Here is a 22,340-nt window from a genome sequence, read left to right as displayed (position 1 = left end):
CGTGTTGCTTGAACTGGCTGCACTTTTCCGTCGTGGGGGGAAGTCTCGCACAGGGCCTGTCGCCGAGCAACGCCGTCTTGTTAGCCTTTTCGTGATCACCGAACTGTCGCGAAAAAGCGCTGAGCGGCGGGGGTTCAGGCCCGGAACGGCACGCGGAACAGCAGGCAGAGGCGCAGCCTGCCGCAGGGGCGCGCGTCAGAAATCCAGCCGTCGGGGGCGGCCAGATAGGCGCTGACCGTGGCCAGAAGATCGGGCAGATCGCCGGGGCCGAGGCCGTGAAACAGATAGGCCCCGCGCCCGGTGGATTGCATCGACATCAGCACGGGCCGCGCATCCCGCGCCTCGACCGCGCCCCGCTGCAACCGGATGCGCGGGTCGGCGGCCTTCAGGATGGCATCGGCCAGTGGGTCCGCCTGCGCGCCCTCGGGCAGGGTCAGCGTGACAAGATCCGCAACAGCGGTCATGCCGGGTCGCGCTGCATCAGATAGATGTCCATGATCCAGCCGTGATCGGCCCGCACCTCGGCGCGGCGCGCGATTATGCGGGGTGCGGCCTCGGCCAGCGGGCCATGATCCAGCAGCTGGTTCGGCATGCCAAGATAGGCCCCCCACCAGATCCGCACGCCCTGCGGCTCCAGCCCCTGAAACGAGCAATCGCCGTCCAGCATGACGACGATCCGGTCGGCGCATTCGGGCCAGCCGTGATCGCGCAACTGCCGCCCGGTGGTGATCAGAACCGGCGCGGCCAGCGCGTTCAGCGGGATCGCATGCGCCGCGCAAAGCGCCTGAATGGCGGTGATGCCGGGAATGACGTTCAGCTGCAGGGGCATGCGCTGGCCGATCCGCTCGGCGATGCGCAGCGTGCTGTCGTAAAGCGAGGGATCGCCCCAGACCAGCAGCGCCGGACGCTGGGCCTTGTGCCGGGTGATCGCCTGTTCCCACCGCTCGGCGATGGCGTCGTGCCAGCGCTCGACTCCCGCCGCATAGCCGTCTGTCGCGTCGCGCACGGGCATGGCGAATTCGACCAGCCGCGTGTCGCCGGTCAGCACCTCGGCGCACAGCGCGCGGCGCAGCTCGGCAAGGTCGGCCTTGTCCGCGCCCTTGTCGGGGATCAGGATCACATCGGCGCGGTTCATCGCCGTAATGGCCTCGCGCGTCAGATGACCCGGAGAGCCCGAGCCAATGCCGATCAGGGTCAGGTCGATCATGGGGCGGCCTCAGCGATCAGGTGGAAGAAGCTGCCCGTCACCTGCCCCCGGTACGAGCCGGTTTCCGGAACCTCGGCCCCGTTGGCATCGGTGACGCGCGCCAGTGGCTGGTCGGGCTGGGCCAGGATCGTGGCATAGTGGAACTCATGCCCCCGCAGCGCGCCGCCAAAGCGCCCGGCCAGCGCCTGCAAAGGCGCGGCCCGGCGATAGCCCAGATGCATGCGGCGTTTCTCGAACGAGGTTTCCAGCCCCAGTAGGCCCGCCATCTGGTGGCGCTGTCCCTGCGCGTCGATCAGCCCTGCACCCATGGCCATATAGCCGCCGCATTCGCCGTGAACGGGCCGGGTCGCGGCAAAGCGGCGCAGACCGTCCTGAAAGCTGCGTGCGGCGGCCAGAGTGCCCGCGTGAAGCTCGGGGTAGCCGCCGGGCAGCCAGCAGACGCCCGCGCTGTCGTCGGGGGCCTGATCGGCCAGCGGCGAGAAGGGCAGGATCGTCGCGCCCGCCGCTCGCCATCCGGCGACCAGATGCGGATAGACAAAGGAAAACGCATCGTCCTGCGCCAGCGCGATCCGCTCGGCCGGTGGCGGCAGGGGGGCGAAGTCTTGCGCCTTGCCCGCGCTGCTCGAGGCCGCCGCGATGATCGCATCAAGGTCCAGCCGCTCGGCCGCGACGACGCCTGCGCGGTCGATCAGCATGGTCAGGGTCTTGTGTTCGCTGGCCTGCACCAGCCCCAGATGCCGCTCGGGCAGTTCGATCCCGGCCTCGCGCGTCAGCACGCCCAGCACGGCGATCCCGGCTTTCTGCATCGAGTCGCGGATCAGCACCTCATGCCGAGCGGAGGCCACGCGGTTCAGGATCACCCCCGCCAGCCGCACATCGGGGCGCATCGCGGCAAAGCCAAGCGCGGTCGCGGTGGCCGATTGCGTCTGCCCGCGCGTATCCAGCACTAGCACCACCGGCCAGCCGGTCAGCGCGGCGATATCGGCGCTGGCGCCGTTCCCGGCCGCGCCGGGCACCGCCACCCCGTCGAAAAGCCCCATCGAGCCCTCGGCCACGACGATATCGGCCCCTTCGGCAATGGCGGCATGCGCGGCGATCTGCGGCGCGGTCATGGCCCAGCTGTCAAGGTTCATCGACTCGCGTCCGGCGGCGGCGCGGTGGAAGGCGGGATCGATGTAATCCGGCCCGCATTTGAACGGCTGCACGGCCAGCCCGCGCGCCTTCAGCGCCGCGATCAGGCCCAGCGTTACCGTGGTCTTGCCGCTGCCCGAAGCGGGGGCCGAGATGATGATGCCGCGCGTCATTCGGGGAACCGGGGCGCGGTGCCGACGGGGCGGAAGCGGCGGTCGTAATCGCCCGCGTAAAGGCGGCTTTCGTCGAATTCCTCGGCCCCGAGGGCGTGGCCCACCAGGATCAGGGCAGTCCGCTCTCCCTCGCCGATGCTGGCGTCCAGCGCGCCCAGCGTGGTGCGGATGATGCGCTGGTCGGGCCAGCTGGCGCGGAAGACGACCGCGACCGGGCAGTCTGCGCCATAATGCGGGGTCAGCTCGGTCTGGACGCGCGCCAGCACATGCACCGACAGGTGAATGGCCAGCGTCGCGCCGGTCGCGCCGAAGGCGGCCAGCGTCTCGCCATCCGGCATGGCCGAGGCGCGGCCCGAGGTGCGCGTCAGCACCACCGATTGCGCCACGCCGGGCAGCGTCAGCTCGGCACCAAGCGCAGCGGCGGCGGCGGCGAAAGAGGGCACGCCCGGCGTCACGTCATAGGGGATGCCAAGCGCACGCAGGCGGCGCAGCTGTTCGCCCATCGCCGACCAGACCGACAGATCGCCCGAATGCAGCCGCGCGACGTCCTGACCAGCCTCATGGGCGGCGCGGATCTCGTCGATGATCGCGTCAAGGCTGAGGGGTGCGGTGTTCACGATCCGCGCGCCGGGCGGGCAATGGGCCAGCAACGCCTCGGGGACCAGACTGCCCGCGTAAAGGCAGACCGGGCAGGCGGCGATCAGGTCGCGCCCGCGCAGGGTGATCAGATCGGCCGCGCCGGGGCCTGCACCGATGAAATGGACTGTCATTCTGCGCCTTTCCATGCAATAGCGGCGGTGGCCATCCCGTCATGAGAGGTGACCCGCCGGACGATGATCTGCGCGCCGGGACCGGCGGCGGCAAGGGCTGCGGCCTCGGCCAGCGAGCCCGTGCCGAAGCGTGCCGTGACGCGCGGGGATTGGGTTGGGGTGGACACGCCCGCGACCTCGACCGCGATCAGCGGCAGGCCAAGGCTGTGCGCCAACTCGCGGATGGGCGCGGCCTCGGCCTTGTCGGTGGCGGTCGCCAAGGCGTCGACGCTCATGCCGGTGCGCTGCAGGGCGTCGTGCAGCGAGGCGGCGCCGGCCGCCGTGCGAAAGCCAAGGCCCGCGACCCTCACAGCACCACCGCCCATTGCGTAACGCTGCGTGCGGGGCTCCAGCCGCGAAGCTGGCCCAAGGGTACGCTTTCCTCGACCGAGAGGCGGGTCAGCGTGCCGCCGCGTTTGGCCTGCAGACCGATCAGCAGCGCCTCGGTTTCCAGTGTGACGGCATTGGCGACAAGACGGGTGCCGGGGGGCAGCGCCAGCAGCGGCGCAAAGACCGCCTGACCGCCGCCGCCGACGAAGACGGCATCCGGCGTGGGCAGGCCCTCAAGCGCGTCCGGCGCGCGGCCGGTGATGGCCTGCATCCGGTCCTCCAGCCCGAAATCGCGGATGTTCTGTTCGATATTGGCGATGCGGTCGGCGCGGGGCTCGATCGTCAGGGCGCGGCCGCCGTTCAGGCACCATTCAACGCTGATCGAGCCCGAACCGCCGCCGATGTCCCACAAAAGTTCATCCCCGCGCGGGGCCAGCGCCGCCAAGGTCACTGCGCGAATGGCCCGCTTGGTGATCTGGCCATCGCTGGCAAACAGATCATCCGGCAGGCCAAAGCCGCGCGGCAGTCCGACGCCTTTGGGCAGGTCCGCCCCGTCAAGCGCGACCGCGACCAGCGCCTGCACATCCCCCAAAGAGAAGTGGTCGGCGCGGGTCTGGCGGATACGCTGCTGCGGGCCGCCCAGCCGTTCCAAAAGCGTCATCTGCATCGCGCCCATGCCTTGTCCGACCAGCCATTCGGCCAGCGCGGCGGGGGCCTCGCCATCGCGCAGCGTCGCCAACACCCGGCAGCCGCGCGTCAGATGCGGGCGCAGGCGGGCGAAGGGCGCGGCGTGAAGGCCAAGGCAGGTCGTGCTTTCCAGCCGCCAGCCCAGCCGGGCCGCTGCCAGAGAAAAGACGCCCGGCGCAGGCAAAGCCCGCCATTCCGACGGCGGCAGGGCGGCGGCCAGCGATCCGCCCGCACCCAGCCAGAAGGGATCGCCCGAGGCAAGGACCACGACCCGGCGTCCGCGCAGGGCCATCACCGGCGCAAGGTCGAAGGGCACGGGCCAGGGCCGGCCCCGGTCGCCTGCGCCCGCAAGCTCCAGATGCCGGGGGCCGCCAAAGATGATTTCGGCAAGGTCCAGCGCATCGCGGCTTGCAGGCGGCAGGCCTGCCAGTCCATCTTCGCCCAAACCAATGATGGTCAGCCACGGATCAGACATGACACGCATCCTTTTGTTGGGCGGAACCGCCGATGCCTCGGCCATGGCGCGCGCGCTGGCGGTGGCGGGGCTGGATGCGGTCTATTCCTATGCCGGGCGCACGCAGGCGCTGGCCGCGCAGCCGCTGCCGACCCGGATCGGCGGCTTCGGCGGGGTCGAGGGGCTGACCGATTACCTTCGGCGCGACGGCTTCACCCATGTCATCGACGCGACCCACCCTTTCGCCGCCGGGATGAGCGGGAATGCCATCACCGCCAGCGCCCGCGCGGGCGTGCGGCTGGCCGCGCTGGAGCGTCCCGCCTGGGTGCAGGAGCCGGGCGACAACTGGACCCGCGTCCCCGATTATCAGGTCGCGGCCGAGGTGCTGCCCGGGGATGGCTCGACGGTGTTTCTGGCCATCGGTCGCCAGAACCTCGAACCCTTCGCGCGGCTGAACCAGCGCTGGCTGTTGCGTTTCGCCGAGCCGCATCCCCATCCGCTGACCGGTGCCGAGTTGATCTGCGAGCGTGGCCCCTTTGACGCTGCCCATGACACGGGGCTGATGCAGCGCCACGGCGTCACCTGCGTCGTCGCCAAGAACGCGGGCGGAGAGGCCGCGCGCGCCAAGCTGATCGCGGCGCGCAGCCTTGGCCTGCCGGTGGTGATGATCGACCGCCCGTCGCTGCCCCGGCGTCAGGTCCTGACAAGCGTGCCCGAGGTCATGGACTGGCTTCATGCCGACACAGAGCGGGGGGTATAGACCCAGTCGCCGACGCGCCGGGTCGCGCTGTTACCGACGATGACCACGGTGCGCATATCGGCCATCTCGGGCGTGGCCTCGGCCAGTGTGACGGTGCGGATCGCCTCATCCGGGGTTGAGACGGCGCGGGCAAAGCTGATCAGCCGACCGGGCTCGCATTCCTCGCGCAGGATCTCCAGCACGCGGGGAAACTGGTGCGGGCGGCTTTTCGAGCGCGGGTTATAGAAGGCCATGGCGAAATCGGCCTGCGCGGCAAGGCGCAGGCGACGCTCGATCAGCTCCCAGGGTTTCAGGTTGTCCGACAGGTTGATCGCGCAGAAATCATGGCCCAGCGGCGCGCCGATGCGGGCGGCGGCGGCCAGCATGGCGGTGATGCCGGGCAAGACGCGGATCTGGGGGGCAGGTGCTGTCGCGGCCTCCAGCGCTTCGAAAAGCGCCGAGGCCATGGCAAAGACCCCCGGATCGCCGGAGGAGACGATGACGACCCGGCGTCCTTCCGCGGCAAGGCGCAGGGCCTCGCTGGCGCGATCCAGCTCTTCACGGTTGTCCGAGGGCGAAAGGGTCAGCCCCGGACGCGGTGCGACCCGCGCGACATAGGGGAAATAGCCCAGAACATCGGTCGCCTCGGCCAGCGCGGCCTCGACCTCAGGGGTGACCAGCGCGGCGTCGCCCGGTCCCAGCCCCGCCACGACGACCCAGCCGGTCATTCGGCGGCCTCGGTTTCGGCCATCGGCCTGCGGCCACGGCCATGCACCAGAACGGTGGCGAAATAGGGGCTGGCGTCCAGATCGGCCTCGGCCAGACGCAGGATGCGCTGATCGGGCATGGTGCCGCGCTCGACCAGCCAGGCGTCGTCCAGGCGGCCTGCGGTGGCCAGCGCCCGGCGCACCTTCGGCAGGTTGCGCCCGGTCTTCATCACCACGATGGCGTCTGACTGGCGCATCAGGGCGGCCAGATCAGCCTCGGGCAGGGTGCCCATCAGCACGGTCAGCACGTCATCGCCCCAGGTCACCGGCAGGCCCGCCGCGTTCCAGCAGCCGGTCATGCCGGGGATGCCCGGGATGATCTGCACCTCGGCCCGGTCCTGCAGGCGGGTGTAAAGATGCATGAACGAGCCGTAGAACAGCGGATCACCCTCGCACAGCACCACCACTTCATGGTTTTCGGACAGCGCGGCCAGCCGGTCGGCCCAGTCGTCATAGAAGGCGGCAAGGATGGCGTTATATTCCGGGCTGTCGAAGGGCAGTTCGGTGGTGACCGGGTATTCCATCGCATATTCGGTCACGCCCTCGGCCAGCATGCCCTCGACGATGCGGCGGGCCTGACCGCTGCGGCCCTTCTTGCGGAAATAGGCGACATGGCGCGCCTGCCGGATGGTCCGGTCCGAGCGGACGGACAGAAGATCGGGGTCTCCGGGCCCAAGCCCCGCGCAGATGATGCGGCCCATGGTCATTCCTTCCGGCTGGCAAGCGCGTTCACGGCGGCGACCGTGATGGCCGAGCCTCCCAGCCGCCCGCGCACGATCAGCGAGGGGACTGGCGGCGCGGCCATCAGCGCATCCTTCGACTCCGCCGCGCCCACGAAGCCCACTGGGCAGCCGATGATCGCGGCCGGGCGCGGGCAGGCGGGGTCCTGCAGCATGTTCAGCAGATGAAACAGCGCGGTCGGGGCATTGCCGATGGCGACCACGGCGCCCTCCAGATCGTCGCGCCACAGCTCCAGCGCGGCGGCGCTGCGGGTGTTGCCCATCTGCGCGGCCAGTTCCGGCACGCGCGGGTCCTGCAGCGTGCAGATGACGCGGTTGCCTGCGGGCAGGCGGGGGCGGGTGATGCCCTCGCTGACCATGCGCGCATCGCAGAGGATCGGCGCGCCCGCCTCCAGCGCCGCGCGCGCGGCGATCACCATCCCGTCCGAGAATGCCACGTCGCGTTCCAGCCCGACCAGCCCTGCGGCATGGATCATGCGCACGACGACCGGCTCTTCCTCGGGGGTGAAGCGGGCAAGGTCGGCCTCGGCACGAATGGTCGCGAAGGACTGTTCATAGATCCGGGCGCCGTCGGTTTCATATTGGTGCAGCATGGCGGAGTTCCAGAGGGGTTTGCGCGGCTATCTCATGCACGCGGCGTGGGGGCAAGTCAGAGCGGCGGGATGTCCGCCGTCCGGAGGGGTGGGCCCAAGGCGGCATCGCGGATCGTGCCGTCGCGGATCATGTCGAATGTGTCGGGGCTGCGGGCAACCAGCGTCACATCGGCGCGGCCCCGGTGGGCGCAGCCTTTGGCGCAACCGCTGACATGCAGGCTTTGGCCGGGGCGAAGGCCGGGCGCGAGGCGGCGGGCCAGCGCGCGCACATCCGCCAGCCCCTGCGGGCAGGCCGGAGCGCCGGTGCAGGCATGGATCCGCAGCAGCGGATCATCCGGCACAAGGATCGCGCCGGGTACGCGCGGGGGCAGGGCCAGCCCCTCGATCAGCAGCGCGCGCCATGGGGTCAGGCGCAGGGGGCCGTGGGCAGCAGCTGCGCGCAACTGGTCGGGCGTGATCTGGCCGAAGGCAAAGCCCAGAAGCCAGCCCCCCGGCACCGGGCCAATCGCTGGCGGCTGGCCTGTCTCTGGTCGCGCGACGGCACCTTCGGGCATGGGCGGCAGGCGATCGCGCATCCGGCCGCGGCCTGCGGTGACGCCGCCCCGTGCGATGAAATCGCGTGCAAGATCCAGCGCCAGGGCGGCGGGATCGTCCGTCGGCAGGGCCCAGTCGGCACCGTCAGGGGCCACGACCCAGCCGGTCTCGGACGGGATCAACCGGATATCGGCAGGCACGCCGCCCAGCGACAGGGGTAGCGCATCGACGGCAAAGCCGAATTTCGTCGGCACCTCGGGCGCATCCGGCCCCGCAAGCCCGGCCGAGATTGCCTCGGCAATCTGCCATGCCGGGCTGCCCATGGGCGCGAGCGGCGAGAGGATCACATTGCGCCGCGCCTCGGTCCGGGCATCGGGGTCCAGCAGGCCCATCGCGTCCAGCCGCTCCAGCGCGGCGGCGTGGCCCGCCTCATCAAGGCCGCGCAGTTGCAGATTGGCGCGGCTTGTCAGGTCCATCAGCCCGTTGCCGGAGGTCTGGGACAGGTCGGCGATGCCCATGGCCTGCGCGGGCGTCAGCCGCCCGCAATGAGCGCGGATGCGCAGCACCAGCCCGTCGCCCGAGCGCATGGGCCTGAGCGCACCGGGGCACCAGCCCTTGACCTGAAACCCGCTCACTCCGCGCCCTCCAGCGAGGCGAGGACCGAGTTGCGGCGCGTGCTCCACAGCCCGGCCTCGAGCAGCCGGGCGAACATGGCGCGCATGGCGGCCAGCGCGGCGGGGTTTTCACGCGCCATGAACTCGACCAGATCGGCGCGTTCCAGCGTGGCCTGATGGTAAAGATCGAAAAGATGCCCGGGCACGACGCCCGCGAGATTGGCGAAGGCGGCCATATGGTCCAGCGTCGCCGCGATTTCGGCGGCGCCCCGGAAGCCGTGGCGCATCATCCCGTCCGCCCATGCGGGATCGGCGGCGCGGGCGCGGGTGACGCGGGCGATTTCCTCGGTCAGGCTGCGGGCGCGAGGCTGGTCGGGGCGGGTCGTGTCCAGATGGTAAAGCGCGGGCGCGGGCGCACCGATGCGGGCCATGGCGGCGGCGAAACCGGCCTCATGCGCGGCGTAATCCTGCGCCAGCAGCAGGTCCGATTCCGGCAGATCCTGCGCGTGGACGAAGCCATCCGCCCCGGCCAGCCGTTCGCGGATCGCCTGCGGCTGGTGGCTGATCGCACCGTCCGCGCCGATGGCGTGGCTTGAGGCTGCCAGCCACGCATCCCCGACGGCCTGACGGGCCTCGGGCGTGAAGGTCTCGGCCAGTGTGCCCATGCCCAGCCCGTAAAGGCCGGGGCGGGGGCCGAAAACGCGGGCGATGCGGGACAGATAGGGGTTGTCCTCGGGCGATTCCTCGCGTCCCGCCAGCATCTGCGCGCCTAGCTCGAAAAGCTGCGCGAGCCCCGGAAACACGTCGCGGAACAGGCCCGAGACCCGCAGCGTCACGTCGATGCGCGGGCGGCCAAGCTGGACCAGCGGGATCGCCTCGACCCCCGAGACCCGGCCCGAGCCCGCATCCCATTGCGGCACCAGCCCGGCCAGATGCAGCGCCATGGCGAATTCCTCGCCCGCCGTGCGCATGGTGGCGCTGCCCCAGAGGTCGATCACCAGCCCTTTCGGCCAGTCTCCGTGGTCCTGCAGGTGGCGGCGCAGCAATTCCTCGGCCAGCTTGACGCCCTGCGCATGGGCGTTGCGCGAGGGCACGGCGCGCGGATCGACGGCGAAAAGGTTGCGCCCGGTCGGCAGCACATCCTGCCGCCCCCGCGCGGGCGAGCCCGAGGGGCCGGGCGCGACCCGCAGGCCGGAAAGCGCGGCGGAAAGCCCCGCCCGTTCCTCGGCCCCGCATTGACCCTGACCGAAGACATGCAGACCGTCGCCAAAGCGGCTTTCCTTCAGATCGCAGACGAAACGGTCGATCAGCGGGATCGCCTCGGCCGGTGCGGCCTCGGGGGGGATGCCCAGATCGGTCTCGACCCCTGCGGCGCGGGCCTCATCCCGGATCGCGCCGATCAGGCGGTCGCGGCGGCGCGGGTCAAGCCCGTCGGCGGTCGAATATTCGTCCAGCAGGCGTTCCAGATGCAGCAGGTTCTGCGGCGTCGCCGCTTCCGCCAGCGGCGGCGGCAGATGGCCCAGCGTCACCGCGCCGATGCGGCGCTTGGCCTGCGCGGCCTCTCCGGGGTCGTTGACGATGAAAGGGTAGATGACGGGAAGCGGGCCCAGCAGCGCCTCGGGCCAGCATTCCGCCGAAAGCGCGACCGATTTCCCCGGCAGCCATTCCAGCGTCCCATGCGCGCCCATGTGGATCAGCACATCGGCGCGCGTCCGCAGCCACAGATAGAAGGCCACATAGCTGTGGCGCGGCGTGCGCGACAGGTCGTGATAGTCATCGGCGCGAGTCGTGACCTCGCCCCGTTCGGGCTGAAGCGCGATCAGATCCGCGCCATGGGGCAGGGCGGCAAAGTGGAATTGCCCCTGATCGACCAGCGGGTCGTCACCCGCCGCGCCCCATGCCGCCTGCAGATCGTCGCGCAGGGCTTGCGGCAGCGCCTGCAGCGCCGTCAGGTAGTCCGAGACCGGCCAGACCAGCCGCTGGGTCATCAGCGCCTGCCCCAGCCCCTCGACCGGCAGGCCGGTGACCTCGGCAGCCGAGGCCAGCGCGTCAAGGCCGACCGCATGGGCCAGCTGATGCGCCTTGCCGGGATAGGTCGAAAGCACCACGGCCCGCCGCGCACTGCCCTGCCGCAGCCCGTGCCATGCCTTCACGCGGGCCACGGTGGCGGAGATAAGTTCGGGCCGGGCGCGGTGGATGTGGCGCGAGAATTGCAGATCGGGGTCGCGCGCCTCGGGCGATTTGAATGAGACGACGCCCGCGAAGATGCGCCCGTCGACCTCGGGCAGGACGACATGCATGGCCAGATCGGCGGCCGAGAGGCCACGGTCTCCGCCCTCCCAATCCGCGTGCTGCGCGGTCGAAAGGGCGACCTGAAAGACCGGGCAATCCGCCGCGTCGAACGGTGTCGCGCCGCTGTCGCCACGGGCCGAAAAGGCGGTCATATTGACCACGGCGGCGGGGGGCCGCGCGGTCAGATGCGGGGCCAGCCAGGCGGCAAAGCCCTCGGCCTTCAGCGAGGGCGCAAAGACCCCGGTGGCGGTGAACCCGGCATCCCGAAGCGCACGGATCATGGCATCGACGGGGTCCAGATCGGCGGCGGTCAGATAGCTGCGATAGAAGCTGACCAGCACCGGGGCATCACCCGGCAAGGGCGCATCCAGAATGCCGTGATCGGGGTGATAAAAACCCCAGTCCGGAACGGTGGCGCGGCCCTGCACGGTAGAGGCGGGCAGATTGGCCGCCTGCGCCAGCCGCGCCAGCGCCATCTGCGCGGCCACCGCGCCGCCTTCATCGCAAAGCTGCGCGAGTTCCCGCAACTCCTGCGGCGGCAGGGTCGAAAGCCGCTCCAGTGTGGGGTCGGGGCGGCCATCGGCGGGCAGGAAGGCCAGCGCGATGCCGCGACGCCGCGCCAGATCCTGCAGGCTGGCCACGCCGTAATGCCAATAGGCCTCGCCGCCGATCAGCCGCACGAGGATGGCTTTCGCGCCCGCCAGCACCGTGTCGATGTAATTGTCGACCGAGACCGGATGGCGCAGCATCGACAGATTGCAAAGCCTCAGCGACGGCAGGCCGCCTGCCGCGCGATGCCATCCCGCCGCGAAAGCGCCAAGGTCGCTGTCCGAGAAGGACAGCACGACCAGATCGGCGGAGGTCTGACCGGGGTCCATCGGGACCTCGGTATCCTCAAGTCCTCGGCTTTCGCGGAAGATGACGTGCAATCAGGCCCCCTTTCAGGCGGTCAGCACCTGACGGATCGCGGCCTCGTCAATATCGTCATGCTCGGCGATCACGACAAGGCGCGACAGGCGGGGCTGGTCGCCCCAGGGGCGGTCGAACTGCTGGCGCACACGCTCGCCCACGGCCTGAACCAGAAGACGCATCGGCTTGCCCGAGACGGCGACGTGACCCTTGACGCGCAGGATTTTCTGTTCACGCGCCAGACGCTCGATCCGGGCGGTCAGATCGGCGGGGTCGGTGATTTCCGAGATCTCGACGACGACGGAATCGAAATCGTCGTGTTCGTGATCGTCGGCGCCGTCGTGATGGCTGGGGCGGGCGTCCAGATCATCCTCGGCGGCGGCACCAAGGCCCAGGATCACGCGCGGGTCGATGACGCCATCGGTCAGGGGCAGGATCGGCAGCTTGCGGGGCGTTTCCGCCTCGATCACCTCGCGCGCGGCGGCAAGACCGGCCTCACCGGCCAGATCGGCCTTGGACAGCAGCACGATATCGGCGCAGGCGATCTGATCCTCGAAGACTTCGGACAGGGGCGTTTCATGGTCAAGGCTGTCGTCCGCCTCGCGTTGGGCCTGCACGGCAGCCTCATCGGGGGCGAAGCGCCCGGCGGCCACGGCCTCGGCATCGGCCAGCGCGATCACGCCGTCGACGGTGATGCGCGAGCGGATCGCGGGCCAGTCGAAGGCCTTCAGCAGCGGCTTCGGCAGCGCCAGACCCGAGGTCTCGATCAGGATGTGGTCGGGTTTCTGCGGCATCGCCATCAGCTTTTCCAGCGTCGGGATGAAGTCATCGGCGACGGTGCAGCAGATGCAGCCGTTCGACAGCTCAAGGATGTTCTCCTCGGGGCAGTTTTCATCGGCGCAGGATTTCAGGATGTCGCCATCGACGCCCACGGTGCCGAATTCATTGACCAGAACGGCCAGGCGTTTGCCCTGCGGGTTCTGCATCAGATGGCGGATCAGCGTGGTTTTCCCGGCGCCCAGAAAGCCGGTGATGACGGTCACGGGGGTCTTGGTCAGGTCGGTCATATCTTACCCAATCGGAGGAATACGCGCGAGGCTGCGCTTGCGGAAAATCTGGACACGCTCGCGCCAGGGGACGATGCCGTCCGTGGTCGCGGCATAGGCGGCGGCGCCTGCAAGGATCTCGGGGGCGTCGGCGTCGGACATCTGGCCATAGACATAGGTCCAGCACCCCGGCGCGCTGAGCGCCACCGCCGCCCCGTTCGAACAGGCCGAGAGGCATTCGACCGGCACGATCCGCACGCCCTCGGGCGCGGGTTCAGCGGTCAGGGCGGCATGCAGGCGCGCGCCGGGCACGGCTTCGCCCTCAAGCACGGGCTGGCCCGCGCGACAGGTGATGCAGACGTGAAGCGTGACGGTCATGCGCCCTTTTCCATCCTGGGGCAGAGGGGGGGCAAGGAAGGCAGGGGCAAGTGCCCCGCAATCCCCGTTTCGGAACACCCCGTCCGCCGGTCAAATCCTTGCGCAGGCAGGTCTCCCGGCTTGCGGATTCGGGGGCTCGCCCCACGGTCGCACCGCCTTCCCGGCATGGGCCAGTGGCGTGGTGCGACCTTTCCGGTCACGGTCGCGGGGGCGGCTGCTTTCAGGGGATTCCCTGTCGCATTCCCTTTTCACCTGCCTTACGACAGGAACCTGCGCAGCCTTGTCTGTGCGCGTCCGCCCCCGTCTTGTCAAGCAGGAGGAACCGCTGATGGAAGCCGATGAGAACACCCGCCACGCCCAGAAAATGGCCAAGATCAAGGCCGCCCGCGACAAGATGATGGCGGGCAAGCAGGGCGAGAAAGGCCTGGTCATCGTCCATACGGGCAAGGGGAAGGGCAAGTCATCCTCGGGCTTCGGGATGATTCTGCGCGCCATCGCCCATGACATGCCCTGCGCCGTCGTGCAGTTCATCAAGGGCGGCTGGGACACCGGAGAGCGCCGCCTGCTGACCGAAAACTTCGCCGATCTGTGCCAGTTCCACGCGATGGGCGAGGGCTTCACCTGGGAAACCCAGGACCGCGAGCGGGACATCGCCGCCGCCCGCGCCGGTTGGGAAAAGGCCAAGGAGCTGATCCGCGACCCGCAGATTCGTATGGTCCTGCTGGACGAAATCAACATTGCGCTGCGCTATGACTATCTGGACGTGGCCGAGGTCGTGGCCTTCCTGCGGGACGAAAAGCCCCCCATGACGCATGTCGTGCTGACCGGGCGCAACGCCAAGGATGAGCTGATCGAGCTGGCCGATCTGGTCACCGAGATGACGCTGATCAAGCACCCGTTCCGCGATGGCATCAAGGCGCAGGCGGGCGTCGAGTTCTGAGGCCTAGCGCCGTAGCCAGTCGCGATCGGTGTTCTGCTGCCAGCCGACGCGGTGCAGCAGCGGCGTGTCATCGGTGAACTCGGGCCAGCCGACGCACAGATAGGCGCTGAATTCCCAGCCCTTGGGGGCGGTCAGGATGCGGGCCACACGCTCGGGGCGCAGGATCGACAGCATCCCGACGCCCAGGTTCAGCGCGCGGGCCACCAGCCACAGCCCGTGGATGGCCATGGCGGTCGACTGGTGCAGCGTCTCGGGGATGGTCTGGCGGCCAAGCCCGTGCCCCTCGGGCGGGTTCGTGTCGGTGAAGATCGCCAGTTGCACCGGCGCGTGGTCCAGCCCGGCCAGCTTCAGCCGCAGGTATTCGGCGCGCTGTGCGTCCTCGTAGCGCTCGGAGGCGCTGGCGTTGCAGTCCTGAAACTCATCGCGGATGCGGGCGCGCAGCTCGGGGCTTTCGACGCTCATCACCCGCCAGGGGCGCGAGTTCCCGACCGAGGGCGCGGTCTCCATCGCCGCGTGAAGCTGGTCCAGCAGGTCTGGCGGCACGGGATCGGTGCGGAAATGCCGCACGTCCCTCCGCCAGTGCAGGATGCGGTTCAGGGTGTCGCAATCGGTCTGGGTGAATTCGGTCATGGGCAGAGGGTGGCGCGGGGAAGGGCCTCCTGTCCAGCGCGGACCGAGGCAGGCCCCGCGTCCGCAGGCACGGTGACCGAGGCCGCCAGCGGCTGACCGTCGATGGAAAGCGGGCTGTGGTCATTGCCGTTCAGCTCGACCCGCAGCGTGCCGCCTGCGGGCAGGCTGTCCAGATGCTGCGCCGGCCCGTAAAGCCGCGCGATCTTGGTGCCGTCGAGGTAAAGATGCGCATGCCCCTGACCCGAGGCATTGGGCTTGCCTGCCTGATCCGGCGCAAAGCAGAAGCCCTGCGCCGCGACGAACAGGTTCCAGCCCGCGACGCTGTCTTTCTCAAGCGTCAGGCCGACGGCAGCGCTGCCTGCAGGCAGCTCGATCGCGGGGCCATGGGCATGCGTGTCGCCTGCGGAATGGGCAGCGCCATGGTCCATGCCCGCGCCGTGGTCATGCCCGTCCAGCGTGATGCCGTTTGCGGCAGCCACGACAAAGCCGATGCCGCCGCCGAACACCAGACCGATCAGCAACATGGGAATCGAGCGATCCATGGGAATATCCTAGCGAATTCTGGAATGGAAAAGGGCCGGGCTGCACTGAGCCGCCCGGCCCGATCAGGTGGTCCCAAGCCTTGCGGCTCAGGCGTGGGCAGGTGCTGCCTGCGTCTGCCCGGCGCGCTGCCAAAGCCAGGCGCTGAAAAGGCCCAGCAGGGTCCATGCCATCAGCCCGGTGCCCAAGGCGCGTCCGGCGAATTCGGCCGAAAGCTCGGGCGGGACGGTGCCTTCGAAGGCGTCGGGCTGCGGCGCGCCGATCAGATGCGGCGCCAGGATCAGGATGATCGCGGCACCCCAGGCGGCCCAGTTGCGGCCAAAGGCGATCAGCCACAGGGCCACGCCCGTCGCCAGTGCAGTGCCCAGCCACCAGAAGGCGCGCAGCTGCACATCGGCGGCGGCAACGCCCGGCACCTCGGGCGCAAGGCCGAAGGCTGGTGCCAGCTGCATAGTGACATAGCCCGCCAGACCCCAGATCAGGCCCTGGCGCGCGGTGACCTCATGCCCGTTCCCTTCGGCCAGCGACATCAGCGCCACCAGCATCAGGCCGTAACCGGCATAGACCAGCATGGTGAACAGCACCGACAGCAGGTCGCGGGTCCAGTCGATGGCGCCGGTCTCGGGGTGGGCGCTGACCGCCTCGGCCCCGAAATGGATCAGTTGGCCGGATTCATACAGCTCGGCATGCAGAAGCACCGGCTGAACGAAGTACAGCTGCAGAAGGGCGGCAATCAGCCCCGCTGCAGCACCAGCGATCAAGCCGCTGGTCAAAATGCGCGAAAACATCAGTGGCAGGGAAAGCCGGTCGCGTGGCGCGTGTCATGTGCCGCGTCATGCAGCGTTTCGGCCTGCACCAGACCTGCGACGAAGACCATGCCGAAGCCTATGGCCAAAGCCAGAACGGCGGGAAGCAGCGCCGACTGGCGGCCTGCAGAGATCTGAGCGGTTCTTGCGGACATATCCTGTCCCTTTCCTATCCGTCGTCCAACCCGACGACATTGCGGTTGCCATACCGGCAGGTCTCCTGGCTTGCGGATCTACGCGGGGCTCCCGCCTTCCCGGCTTTTGGCCAGTGGCATCTGGGGCCCGCTTTCCGCTGACAGTCGCGGGGGCGGCTTCGGACTTGGCGATGGCCTCACCGAATTCCCTTTTGGTTCCGTTCGAAACACCGGTATGCGCTTATGCTATCCCAAATCGCGACGTCGCGGCAAGCAGGATCAAGGTCGCATCCGCAGCCGTTAGGGCCAGTCCAGATCGACCCAGACCAGCCGGTGGCGCGAGGCCGTCAGCACCGTCTGCAACAGCGACCCGTCCTGAGGCCAGAGGACGCCCGCGCCGGTCACCGTAAGCCCCTTTTGCGGCAGCACATAGTCGGCCCGCAGATTGCCGGGCCCGGTCTGGTCGTCCCAATCGCCGGTATCCAGGGCCGGGTCGCCCTTCTGGCCCGCATTGACGCCCGATGCGCCCGCCGCCGTCCCGCCCGCGCTGCGGGGCTGGGGGTCTGTCACCTGCTGCATGATCTGCGTCAGTGCGGCGCGGTCGCCATCGCCGTCCTGCGGATCGACGTTCAGATTGCCCAGCAGGATGAAGGGGCCTTCGGGCAGATGTTGGCTCCAGAACGCCAGCTCATCATGGTTGCGGGCGCGGTTGAGCCCCTCACGCCGGCCAAAGACCGGGGGCGAGGCCGACATGGCCAGCAGATGCAGCGGCTGGCCGCCCACCTGCACCACCGCATCCCAATGCGAGGTCGAGGACAGCCTGCGGACCTGCGCCACCTCCTCGGGCAGCGGGGGCATGCGATTGCCGGGCAGGTCGCGCCAAAGGAAACCTGAATGATCGATCACTGGGCCAATGGGATGGCGCGAGAGCAGGAGGAGCCCGCCCTGACCCGAGAATTCGCCATATCCCTGCGCGTCGTCGGGCGTGCCGAGCCGCCCGTCGCCATCCAGATCAAGCCCGGTCGCCATGCCCGCATTCGGGCGGGCGGTGAAGTGATGCGGAAATTCCGACCCCTCGGCGCGCAGAACCGTCAGGAATGCGGCCAGCGCCTTGCCGTCATGGTCCCAGTCGACATCGGTCAGCAGCAGGATATCGGGCCGCGCCTCGGCGATGACCTTGGCCACCGCCTGCACCTGCGCGTCCCCCTTCTCGATGTCGCGGAGCAGAAGCCCCGGCCCGTCGCGTGACAGGTCGGGGGCAAAGGTCGCGATCCGAAGGGGGGCGGCAGTGGCGGCGCCGGAAAGGAAAAGGGCGGCGAAAATCGCCGCCCCAGCCAGAGTTTTCAGACCCACGGACGGCTCTGCGCCATCTGCGATTCGTAGCTGTCGATCTTGGTGGCCTTCTCCATCGTCAGGCCGATGTCGTCGAGGCCGTTCAGCAGGCAATGCTTGCGGAAGGGGTCCATCTCGAAGCTGAAGGACTGCCCGTCCGAGCTGGTGACGGTCTGGGCCTCAAGATCGACGGTGATGCGGGCGTTGGCTCCCTTGCGGGCATCGTCCATCAGCACGTCGACGGCCTCTTGCGGCAGCACGATCGGCAGGATGCCGTTCTTGAAGCAGTTGTTGTAGAAGATGTCGGCGAAGCTGGTCGAGATGACACAGCGGATGCCGAAATCCAGCAGGGCCCAGGGCGCGTGCTCGCGCGACGAGCCGCAGCCGAAGTTGTCACCCGCGACGATGATCTGGCTTTCGCGATAGGCGGGCTGGTTCAGCACGAAATCGGCGATCTCGGACCCGTCCGAGTTGAAGCGCATCTCATCGAACAGGTTCTTGCCCAGACCCGAGCGATGGATCGTCTTCAGGAACTGCTTGGGGATGATCATGTCCGTGTCGATATTGACCAGCGGCATGGGGGCGGCGATGCCGGTCAGGGTGGTGAATTTGTCCATAGGCTTCCTCGCAGATTGACTTGCCGTATCGGTCGTCGTTATCCGGACCGTGCCATCAGGCATCGATCAAGACCGTACGGATGATGAGTTGAATGTTGAGTGTTTCTGATCTGGCTGGCCTTCGCGCCTGCATTGCCCGCGACTGGACGCCTCAGATTGGCGACCCCGAGATCACCGGCTGGCTGACGGTGGTCAGCTATCTGATCTGTTTCGTGCTGGCCTGCCTTGTCGTGGCGCGTCGCCCGGCCAAGGCCGCATATGGGCTGTGGGTGGTGCTGGCCGTCCTGATGCTGGCGCTTGCGGCGAACAAGCAACTGGACCTGCAGACCGCCCTGACCGCGACCGGACGCTGCCTTGCGCATGCGCAGGGCTGGTATGACAACCGGCAGACGGTCCAGGTGGTGTTCATCCTGGGTCTGCTGCTGGCCGTCAGTGTTGCGCTGGTCACGACGCTGATCGCCCTGCGCCGCAAGCTGCGCTGGAACGGCCTGGCCCTTGTGGGCCTGGGCGTTCTCAGCGCGTTCGTCATGGTGCGTGCGGTCGGGTTTCATCACGTCGATATGCTCATCAACCGGGATTTCGCGAACATCAAGTTCAACTTCCTGTTCGAGAATGCCGGGCTGCTGCTGATTGCGGTCAATGCCCTGATGCTGCTGCGCCGGACCCGTTAAGGGCCCGGCTGCCAGTTCATCAGACGGTTTCGGCCAGAAGCTCGCGCACGTCGGTCAGGTGACCGGCGATACCCGCCGCTGCCGCCATGACCGGCGACATCAGGTGGGTACGCCCGCCACGGCCCATGCGGCCCTCGAAGTTGCGGTTCGAGGTCGCGGCGCAACGCTCGCCCGGTGCCAGCTGGTCGGGGTTCATCCCCAGACACATCGAGCAACCGGCCAGACGCCATTCGAAACCGGCATCGGTGAAGATCTTGTCCAGACCCTCTTCCTCGGCCTGCATCCTGACCAGACCCGAGCCGGGCACGATCATGCCCCGCACGCCTTGGGCCAGATGCTTGCCTTTCAGGATGCCCGCAGCGGCGCGCAGATCCTCGATCCGGCCGTTGGTGCAGGAGCCGATGAAGACCGCGTCGATCTTGATCTCATTCAGCGGGGTTCCGGGGGTCAGGCCCATGTAGTCAAGGCTGCGGCGCGCGGCCTCGACCTTGCCGCCTTCGAAATCCTCGGGCGCGGGAACCTTGTCGGTGATCGCCAGAACGTCCTCGGGGCTGGTGCCCCAGGTCACGACCGGGGCGATATCCTCGCCGCGGATGGTGATGACCTTGTCCCAATGCGCGCCCTCATCGGTGAAGAGGGTCTTCCACCAGCTGACGGCGGCCTCCCATGCCGCGCCCTTCGGCGCGTGCGGGCGGCCCTGACAATAGGCGAAGGTCTTGTCGTCAGGCGCGATCAGACCGGCGCGCGCGCCACCTTCGATCGCCATGTTGCAGACGGTCATGCGGCCTTCCATCGACAGATCGCGGATCGCTTCGCCGCAATATTCGATGACATAGCCCGTGCCGCCCGCCGTGCCGGTCTTGCCGATGACGGCCAGCGTGATGTCCTTGGCGGTAACGCCCGGACGCAGCTTGCCGGTGATCTCGACCTTCATGTTCTTCGATTTCTTCTGGATCAGCGTTTGCGTCGCCAGAACATGCTCGACCTCGGACGTGCCTATGCCATGGGCCAGCGCGCCAAAGGCGCCATGCGTCGCGGTGTGGCTGTCGCCGCAAACGACGGTCATGCCGGGCAGGGTCCAGCCCTGCTCGGGTCCGACGATGTGGACAATACCCTGCCGGATGTCGTTCATCGGGTAATAGTTCAGCCCGAATTCGCGCGCGTTCTTGTCGAGTTCCGCAACCTGAATGCGGCCTTCCGGGTTTTCGATCCCGTTCACGCGGTCGGCGGTCGTCGGCACGTTATGGTCCGGCACGGCAATCGTGCGTTCCGGCGCGTGGACCTTGCGGCCCGCCATGCGCAGCCCTTCAAAGGCCTGAGGCGAGGTCACTTCATGGACCAGATGGCGGTCGATATAGAGGATGCAGGTGCCGTCGTCCGAACGGTCGACCACATGCGCATCGAAGATCTTGTCATAGAGGGTGCGGGGTGCGCCCGCGTTGCTGTTGCCGCTCATGGCTGTCTCTCTCTGAAAGAGTAGCTGGAAAGTCACTGGAAGGCTGCATCGTCGCAGCAGGGCGCATGCGCGCCCGACCCGTCAAAGTCGCGCGTAGACTGACAGGCTTTCGCCAAAGAACCGACCCGGAAGGCGGGCGCGGTCATGTATGTCGAAATAAATGAATCCTCGCATGAATCGCTTGATACGCCTGTTTTTGGCGTCAGGCAACATCCTCGGGCGTGCATTGCGTTTACGGCTTCTTAAGCTTCTCGCGCTAGCCAGAGGCAGGACGAAACGGGATGGGGCCTGAAACATTGCGATACGATTTTCTTGCTGTGGCCGGATTGATGGTGCTGGCGCTGGCGGGCTGCTTTCCGGCTGATCTGGCGGGCACGAAGCCCGATGGCGGCCGCGTCAGCCTGATGTTTTATCCGGGCGGCAGCGCGCTCGATGATCTGGTCATCGTCGAGGGGCGGAATTTCTTCGGCAAGGGGCAGTACCAGATGGACGATCCGCTGGCCGATGTGGGCTTCCGGATGAACGACGGGCCGCGCATTCAGGCGGAATGCTCGCTGAAGGGCAAGGACATCATGGATCAGCCCGAATGCAAGCAATACACAGTCTATCGCTCTGATTTCGAACCGATCCCGGTGGGCACCATCTTCCCAAGGCCCGAGATGTTCTGACGCGATGTTTTGACGCGGGGCTGTGCTTTTGCCGCACATTGGCGGCATTTGACGGGCTGGGGCATTGAGCAGAGGCGAAACCATGCTAAATTGGTAACTACCTCTGCGCCGGAGGCGATCGGCGCGAAGACTGGAGGATTAACCCCTGTCCAATATCGTCTCGCCGACGGAACAGTCGGCAGCGACCGTCGCGGCCACCAAGCTGAGCAGTGATCAGTTGCTGGACCGCATTCTGGCATCCCTTGAAGATGACAAGGCCGAAGATGTCGTGTCTATCGACCTTCGCGGCCGTTCGGCCATGGCCGATCACATGGTCGTGGCCTCGGGTCGTTCGTCGCGGCAGGTGGCCTCGATTGCTGAAAAGCTGGTCGAGCGGCTGAAGGAACAAACCGGCCGGACCGCCCGTGTCGAAGGCAAGGCGACCGGCGACTGGGTGCTGATCGACACGGATGACGTCATCGTCCATGTCTTCCGCCCCGAGGTCCGCGAGTTCTATCAGCTGGAAAAGATGTGGATGCCCGCAGATGCGCTGCGTTCACCCACGCTGGACCGGCTGCGCGCCGATCACTCGGCCGAGCAGGCCGGGAACTAAGACATGCGCATGGTCGTTGCCGCCGTCGGGCGGCTGCGGCAGGGCCCCGAGGCGCAACTGATTGCAGATTACCTTGACCGGTTCGCCAAGACCGGCCGGCCCTTGGGTCTGCCGGCGATCACCCTGACCGAGGTCGAGGACAAGCGCGGTGGCGGCATGGCCGCCGAAGCGCCGTTGCTGGCGCGCGCCATCCCGGACGGCGCGGCGGTGGTCGTGCTGGATGAGCGGGGGCAGATGCTGACCTCGCCCGAGCTGGCCAGCCGCATCGCCTCATGGCGGGATCAGGCCCGCGACATCGCCTTTGTCATCGGCGGCGCGGACGGCATCGCGCCCGAGCTGCGCGACCGCGCCGATCTGGCGATCAGCTTTGGCCGCATGGTCTGGCCACATATGTTGGCTCGGGTGATGCTGAGCGAACAGCTTTACCGCGCCGCGACCATCCTGTCAGGCAGCCCCTATCACCGCGAATAAGCCGGTGTTTCATCAAATTCTAAGAACTTTCTCGCCCCGCCACCGATAGAATGCGGCGAGTTTCGGCTATCATGGGATTC

General features: G+C 68.1%; 26 protein-coding genes and 2 riboswitches. Of the genes, 6 read left to right on the top strand and 20 right to left on the bottom strand.

Going from position 1 to position 22,340, the window contains the following annotated elements:
• Window positions 1-134: 134 nt before the first annotated feature.
• The 6 genes from IQ24_RS10310 to cbiE are packed head-to-tail and all read right to left on the bottom strand — an operon-like array spanning window position 135 to window position 4,812.
• A complete protein-coding gene (locus IQ24_RS10310; protein WP_145397867.1) occupies window positions 135-464 on the bottom strand; it encodes a thioredoxin domain-containing protein in 330 nt (109 codons plus the stop codon).
• Window positions 461-1,207 carry a precorrin-6A synthase (deacetylating) gene (gene cobF / locus IQ24_RS10305; protein WP_145397866.1) on the bottom strand — a complete coding sequence of 249 codons (747 nt, stop codon included), beginning with the start codon at window positions 1,205-1,207 and terminating at the stop codon, window positions 461-463. The genes IQ24_RS10310 and cobF overlap by 4 nt, the downstream gene beginning before the upstream one ends.
• On the bottom strand, window positions 1,204-2,511 hold the full coding sequence (locus IQ24_RS10300; RefSeq protein ID WP_145397865.1) for a cobyrinic acid a,c-diamide synthase CobB: 1,308 nt from the start codon (window positions 2,509-2,511) through the stop codon (window positions 1,204-1,206). Before IQ24_RS10300 ends, cobF begins: the two co-directional genes overlap by 4 nt.
• Window positions 2,508-3,281, bottom strand: a complete 774-nt coding sequence (gene cobM, locus IQ24_RS10295; RefSeq protein WP_145397864.1) for a precorrin-4 C(11)-methyltransferase — start codon at window positions 3,279-3,281, stop codon at window positions 2,508-2,510. The genes IQ24_RS10300 and cobM overlap by 4 nt, the downstream gene beginning before the upstream one ends.
• Complete coding sequence (locus IQ24_RS10290; RefSeq protein ID WP_145397863.1) at window positions 3,278-3,631, bottom strand: cobalamin biosynthesis protein; 354 nt, start codon at window positions 3,629-3,631, stop codon at window positions 3,278-3,280. The genes cobM and IQ24_RS10290 overlap by 4 nt, the downstream gene beginning before the upstream one ends.
• Complete coding sequence (gene cbiE / locus IQ24_RS10285; protein WP_145397862.1) at window positions 3,628-4,812, bottom strand: precorrin-6y C5,15-methyltransferase (decarboxylating) subunit CbiE; 1,185 nt, start codon at window positions 4,810-4,812, stop codon at window positions 3,628-3,630. Before cbiE ends, IQ24_RS10290 begins: the two co-directional genes overlap by 4 nt.
• On the opposite strand from cbiE, the gene IQ24_RS10280 reads away from it, so the two are divergent.
• The gene (locus tag IQ24_RS10280; RefSeq protein WP_145397861.1) at window positions 4,811-5,551 is read left to right on the top strand and encodes a cobalt-precorrin-6A reductase; all 741 of its coding nucleotides are present in this window, start codon (window positions 4,811-4,813) and stop codon (window positions 5,549-5,551) included. The two genes, cbiE and IQ24_RS10280, sit on opposite strands and share 2 nt — an antisense overlap.
• Here IQ24_RS10280 and cobJ read toward each other — a convergent pair.
• From cobJ to IQ24_RS10245, 7 genes are read right to left on the bottom strand one after another with little or no spacing between them, the layout of a single operon-like run.
• Window positions 5,524-6,258, bottom strand: a complete 735-nt coding sequence (gene cobJ, locus IQ24_RS10275; protein ID WP_145397860.1) for a precorrin-3B C(17)-methyltransferase — start codon at window positions 6,256-6,258, stop codon at window positions 5,524-5,526. The genes IQ24_RS10280 and cobJ overlap by 28 nt on opposite strands.
• Window positions 6,255-6,998, bottom strand: coding sequence for a precorrin-2 C(20)-methyltransferase (locus IQ24_RS10270; protein WP_145397859.1), 744 nt, complete (start codon window positions 6,996-6,998; stop codon window positions 6,255-6,257). The genes cobJ and IQ24_RS10270 overlap by 4 nt, the downstream gene beginning before the upstream one ends.
• Before the next feature lie 2 nt (window positions 6,999-7,000).
• Window positions 7,001-7,630 (bottom strand): precorrin-8X methylmutase, encoded by a 630-nt coding sequence (locus tag IQ24_RS10265; protein ID WP_145397858.1) that lies wholly within the window; start codon window positions 7,628-7,630, stop codon window positions 7,001-7,003.
• Between the two features lie 56 nt (window positions 7,631-7,686).
• Complete coding sequence (locus tag IQ24_RS10260) at window positions 7,687-8,799, bottom strand: precorrin-3B synthase (protein WP_242008065.1); 1,113 nt, start codon at window positions 8,797-8,799, stop codon at window positions 7,687-7,689.
• Window positions 8,796-11,999 carry a cobaltochelatase subunit CobN gene (gene cobN, locus IQ24_RS10255; protein ID WP_145397857.1) on the bottom strand — a complete coding sequence of 1,068 codons (3,204 nt, stop codon included), beginning with the start codon at window positions 11,997-11,999 and terminating at the stop codon, window positions 8,796-8,798. The genes IQ24_RS10260 and cobN overlap by 4 nt, the downstream gene beginning before the upstream one ends.
• A gap of 12 nt (window positions 12,000-12,011) precedes the next feature.
• Window positions 12,012-13,046, bottom strand: coding sequence for a cobalamin biosynthesis protein CobW (gene cobW / locus IQ24_RS10250; RefSeq protein ID WP_145397856.1), 1,035 nt, complete (start codon window positions 13,044-13,046; stop codon window positions 12,012-12,014).
• 3 nt (window positions 13,047-13,049) lie between these two features.
• Window positions 13,050-13,403, bottom strand: a complete 354-nt coding sequence (locus tag IQ24_RS10245) for a DUF1636 family protein (RefSeq protein WP_145397855.1) — start codon at window positions 13,401-13,403, stop codon at window positions 13,050-13,052.
• An 88-nt stretch (window positions 13,404-13,491) separates the two neighbouring features.
• Window positions 13,492-13,692, bottom strand: a riboswitch (cobalamin riboswitch).
• Between the two features lie 39 nt (window positions 13,693-13,731).
• Between IQ24_RS10245 and cobO the strand changes: the two genes are divergently transcribed.
• The gene (gene cobO, locus IQ24_RS10240) at window positions 13,732-14,343 is read left to right on the top strand and encodes a cob(I)yrinic acid a,c-diamide adenosyltransferase (protein WP_145397854.1); all 612 of its coding nucleotides are present in this window, start codon (window positions 13,732-13,734) and stop codon (window positions 14,341-14,343) included.
• 3 nt (window positions 14,344-14,346) lie between these two features.
• On the opposite strand, the gene bluB is transcribed toward cobO, so the two are convergent.
• The 6 genes from bluB to leuD form a co-directional block, all read right to left on the bottom strand.
• Window positions 14,347-14,973, bottom strand: coding sequence for a 5,6-dimethylbenzimidazole synthase (gene bluB, locus IQ24_RS10235; protein ID WP_145397853.1), 627 nt, complete (start codon window positions 14,971-14,973; stop codon window positions 14,347-14,349).
• Window positions 14,970-15,515: a hypothetical protein gene (locus tag IQ24_RS10230; protein ID WP_145397852.1), complete on the bottom strand. Its 546-nt coding sequence runs from the start codon at window positions 15,513-15,515 to the stop codon at window positions 14,970-14,972. Before IQ24_RS10230 ends, bluB begins: the two co-directional genes overlap by 4 nt.
• Window positions 15,516-15,602: 87 nt before the next feature.
• A complete protein-coding gene (locus tag IQ24_RS10225; RefSeq protein WP_145397851.1) occupies window positions 15,603-16,301 on the bottom strand; it encodes a CbtA family protein in 699 nt (232 codons plus the stop codon).
• Window positions 16,301-16,474 carry a CbtB domain-containing protein gene (locus IQ24_RS10220; RefSeq protein ID WP_145397850.1) on the bottom strand — a complete coding sequence of 58 codons (174 nt, stop codon included), beginning with the start codon at window positions 16,472-16,474 and terminating at the stop codon, window positions 16,301-16,303. Before IQ24_RS10220 ends, IQ24_RS10225 begins: the two co-directional genes overlap by 1 nt.
• A gap of 38 nt (window positions 16,475-16,512) precedes the next feature.
• Window positions 16,513-16,703: riboswitch (cobalamin riboswitch) on the bottom strand.
• A gap of 50 nt (window positions 16,704-16,753) precedes the next feature.
• On the bottom strand, window positions 16,754-17,806 hold the full coding sequence (locus IQ24_RS10215) for an endonuclease/exonuclease/phosphatase family protein (protein WP_145397849.1): 1,053 nt from the start codon (window positions 17,804-17,806) through the stop codon (window positions 16,754-16,756).
• On the bottom strand, window positions 17,797-18,402 hold the full coding sequence (gene leuD, locus IQ24_RS10210; protein ID WP_145397848.1) for a 3-isopropylmalate dehydratase small subunit: 606 nt from the start codon (window positions 18,400-18,402) through the stop codon (window positions 17,797-17,799). Before leuD ends, IQ24_RS10215 begins: the two co-directional genes overlap by 10 nt.
• A 92-nt stretch (window positions 18,403-18,494) precedes the next feature.
• Between leuD and IQ24_RS10205 the strand changes: the two genes are divergently transcribed.
• Window positions 18,495-19,073 carry a hypothetical protein gene (locus IQ24_RS10205; RefSeq protein ID WP_145397847.1) on the top strand — a complete coding sequence of 193 codons (579 nt, stop codon included), beginning with the start codon at window positions 18,495-18,497 and terminating at the stop codon, window positions 19,071-19,073.
• A gap of 19 nt (window positions 19,074-19,092) precedes the next feature.
• Here the strand turns inward: IQ24_RS10205 and leuC are convergent, their stop codons facing one another.
• Window positions 19,093-20,529 carry a 3-isopropylmalate dehydratase large subunit gene (gene leuC, locus IQ24_RS10200; RefSeq protein WP_145397846.1) on the bottom strand — a complete coding sequence of 479 codons (1,437 nt, stop codon included), beginning with the start codon at window positions 20,527-20,529 and terminating at the stop codon, window positions 19,093-19,095.
• 296 nt (window positions 20,530-20,825) lie between these two features.
• Between leuC and IQ24_RS10195 the strand changes: the two genes are divergently transcribed.
• The 3 genes from IQ24_RS10195 to rlmH all read left to right on the top strand — a co-directional run bounded on the left by IQ24_RS10195 (window position 20,826) and on the right by rlmH (window position 22,260).
• Window positions 20,826-21,197, top strand: a complete 372-nt coding sequence (locus tag IQ24_RS10195) for a hypothetical protein (RefSeq protein WP_145397845.1) — start codon at window positions 20,826-20,828, stop codon at window positions 21,195-21,197.
• A gap of 154 nt (window positions 21,198-21,351) precedes the next feature.
• Entirely contained in the window at window positions 21,352-21,789 is a 438-nt protein-coding gene (rsfS, locus tag IQ24_RS10190; RefSeq protein WP_145397844.1) for a ribosome silencing factor, read from the top strand.
• A gap of 3 nt (window positions 21,790-21,792) precedes the next feature.
• Complete coding sequence (gene rlmH / locus IQ24_RS10185) at window positions 21,793-22,260, top strand: 23S rRNA (pseudouridine(1915)-N(3))-methyltransferase RlmH (protein ID WP_145397843.1); 468 nt, start codon at window positions 21,793-21,795, stop codon at window positions 22,258-22,260.
• Window positions 22,261-22,340 lie beyond the last annotated feature (80 nt).

The organism is Paracoccus sulfuroxidans, assembly GCF_007830335.1.
Lineage (GTDB): Bacteria > Pseudomonadota > Alphaproteobacteria > Rhodobacterales > Rhodobacteraceae > Paracoccus > Paracoccus sulfuroxidans.
The sequence above is the reverse complement of the archived record's forward strand: the minus strand, read 5'-3'. Positions and strand labels throughout refer to the sequence as shown.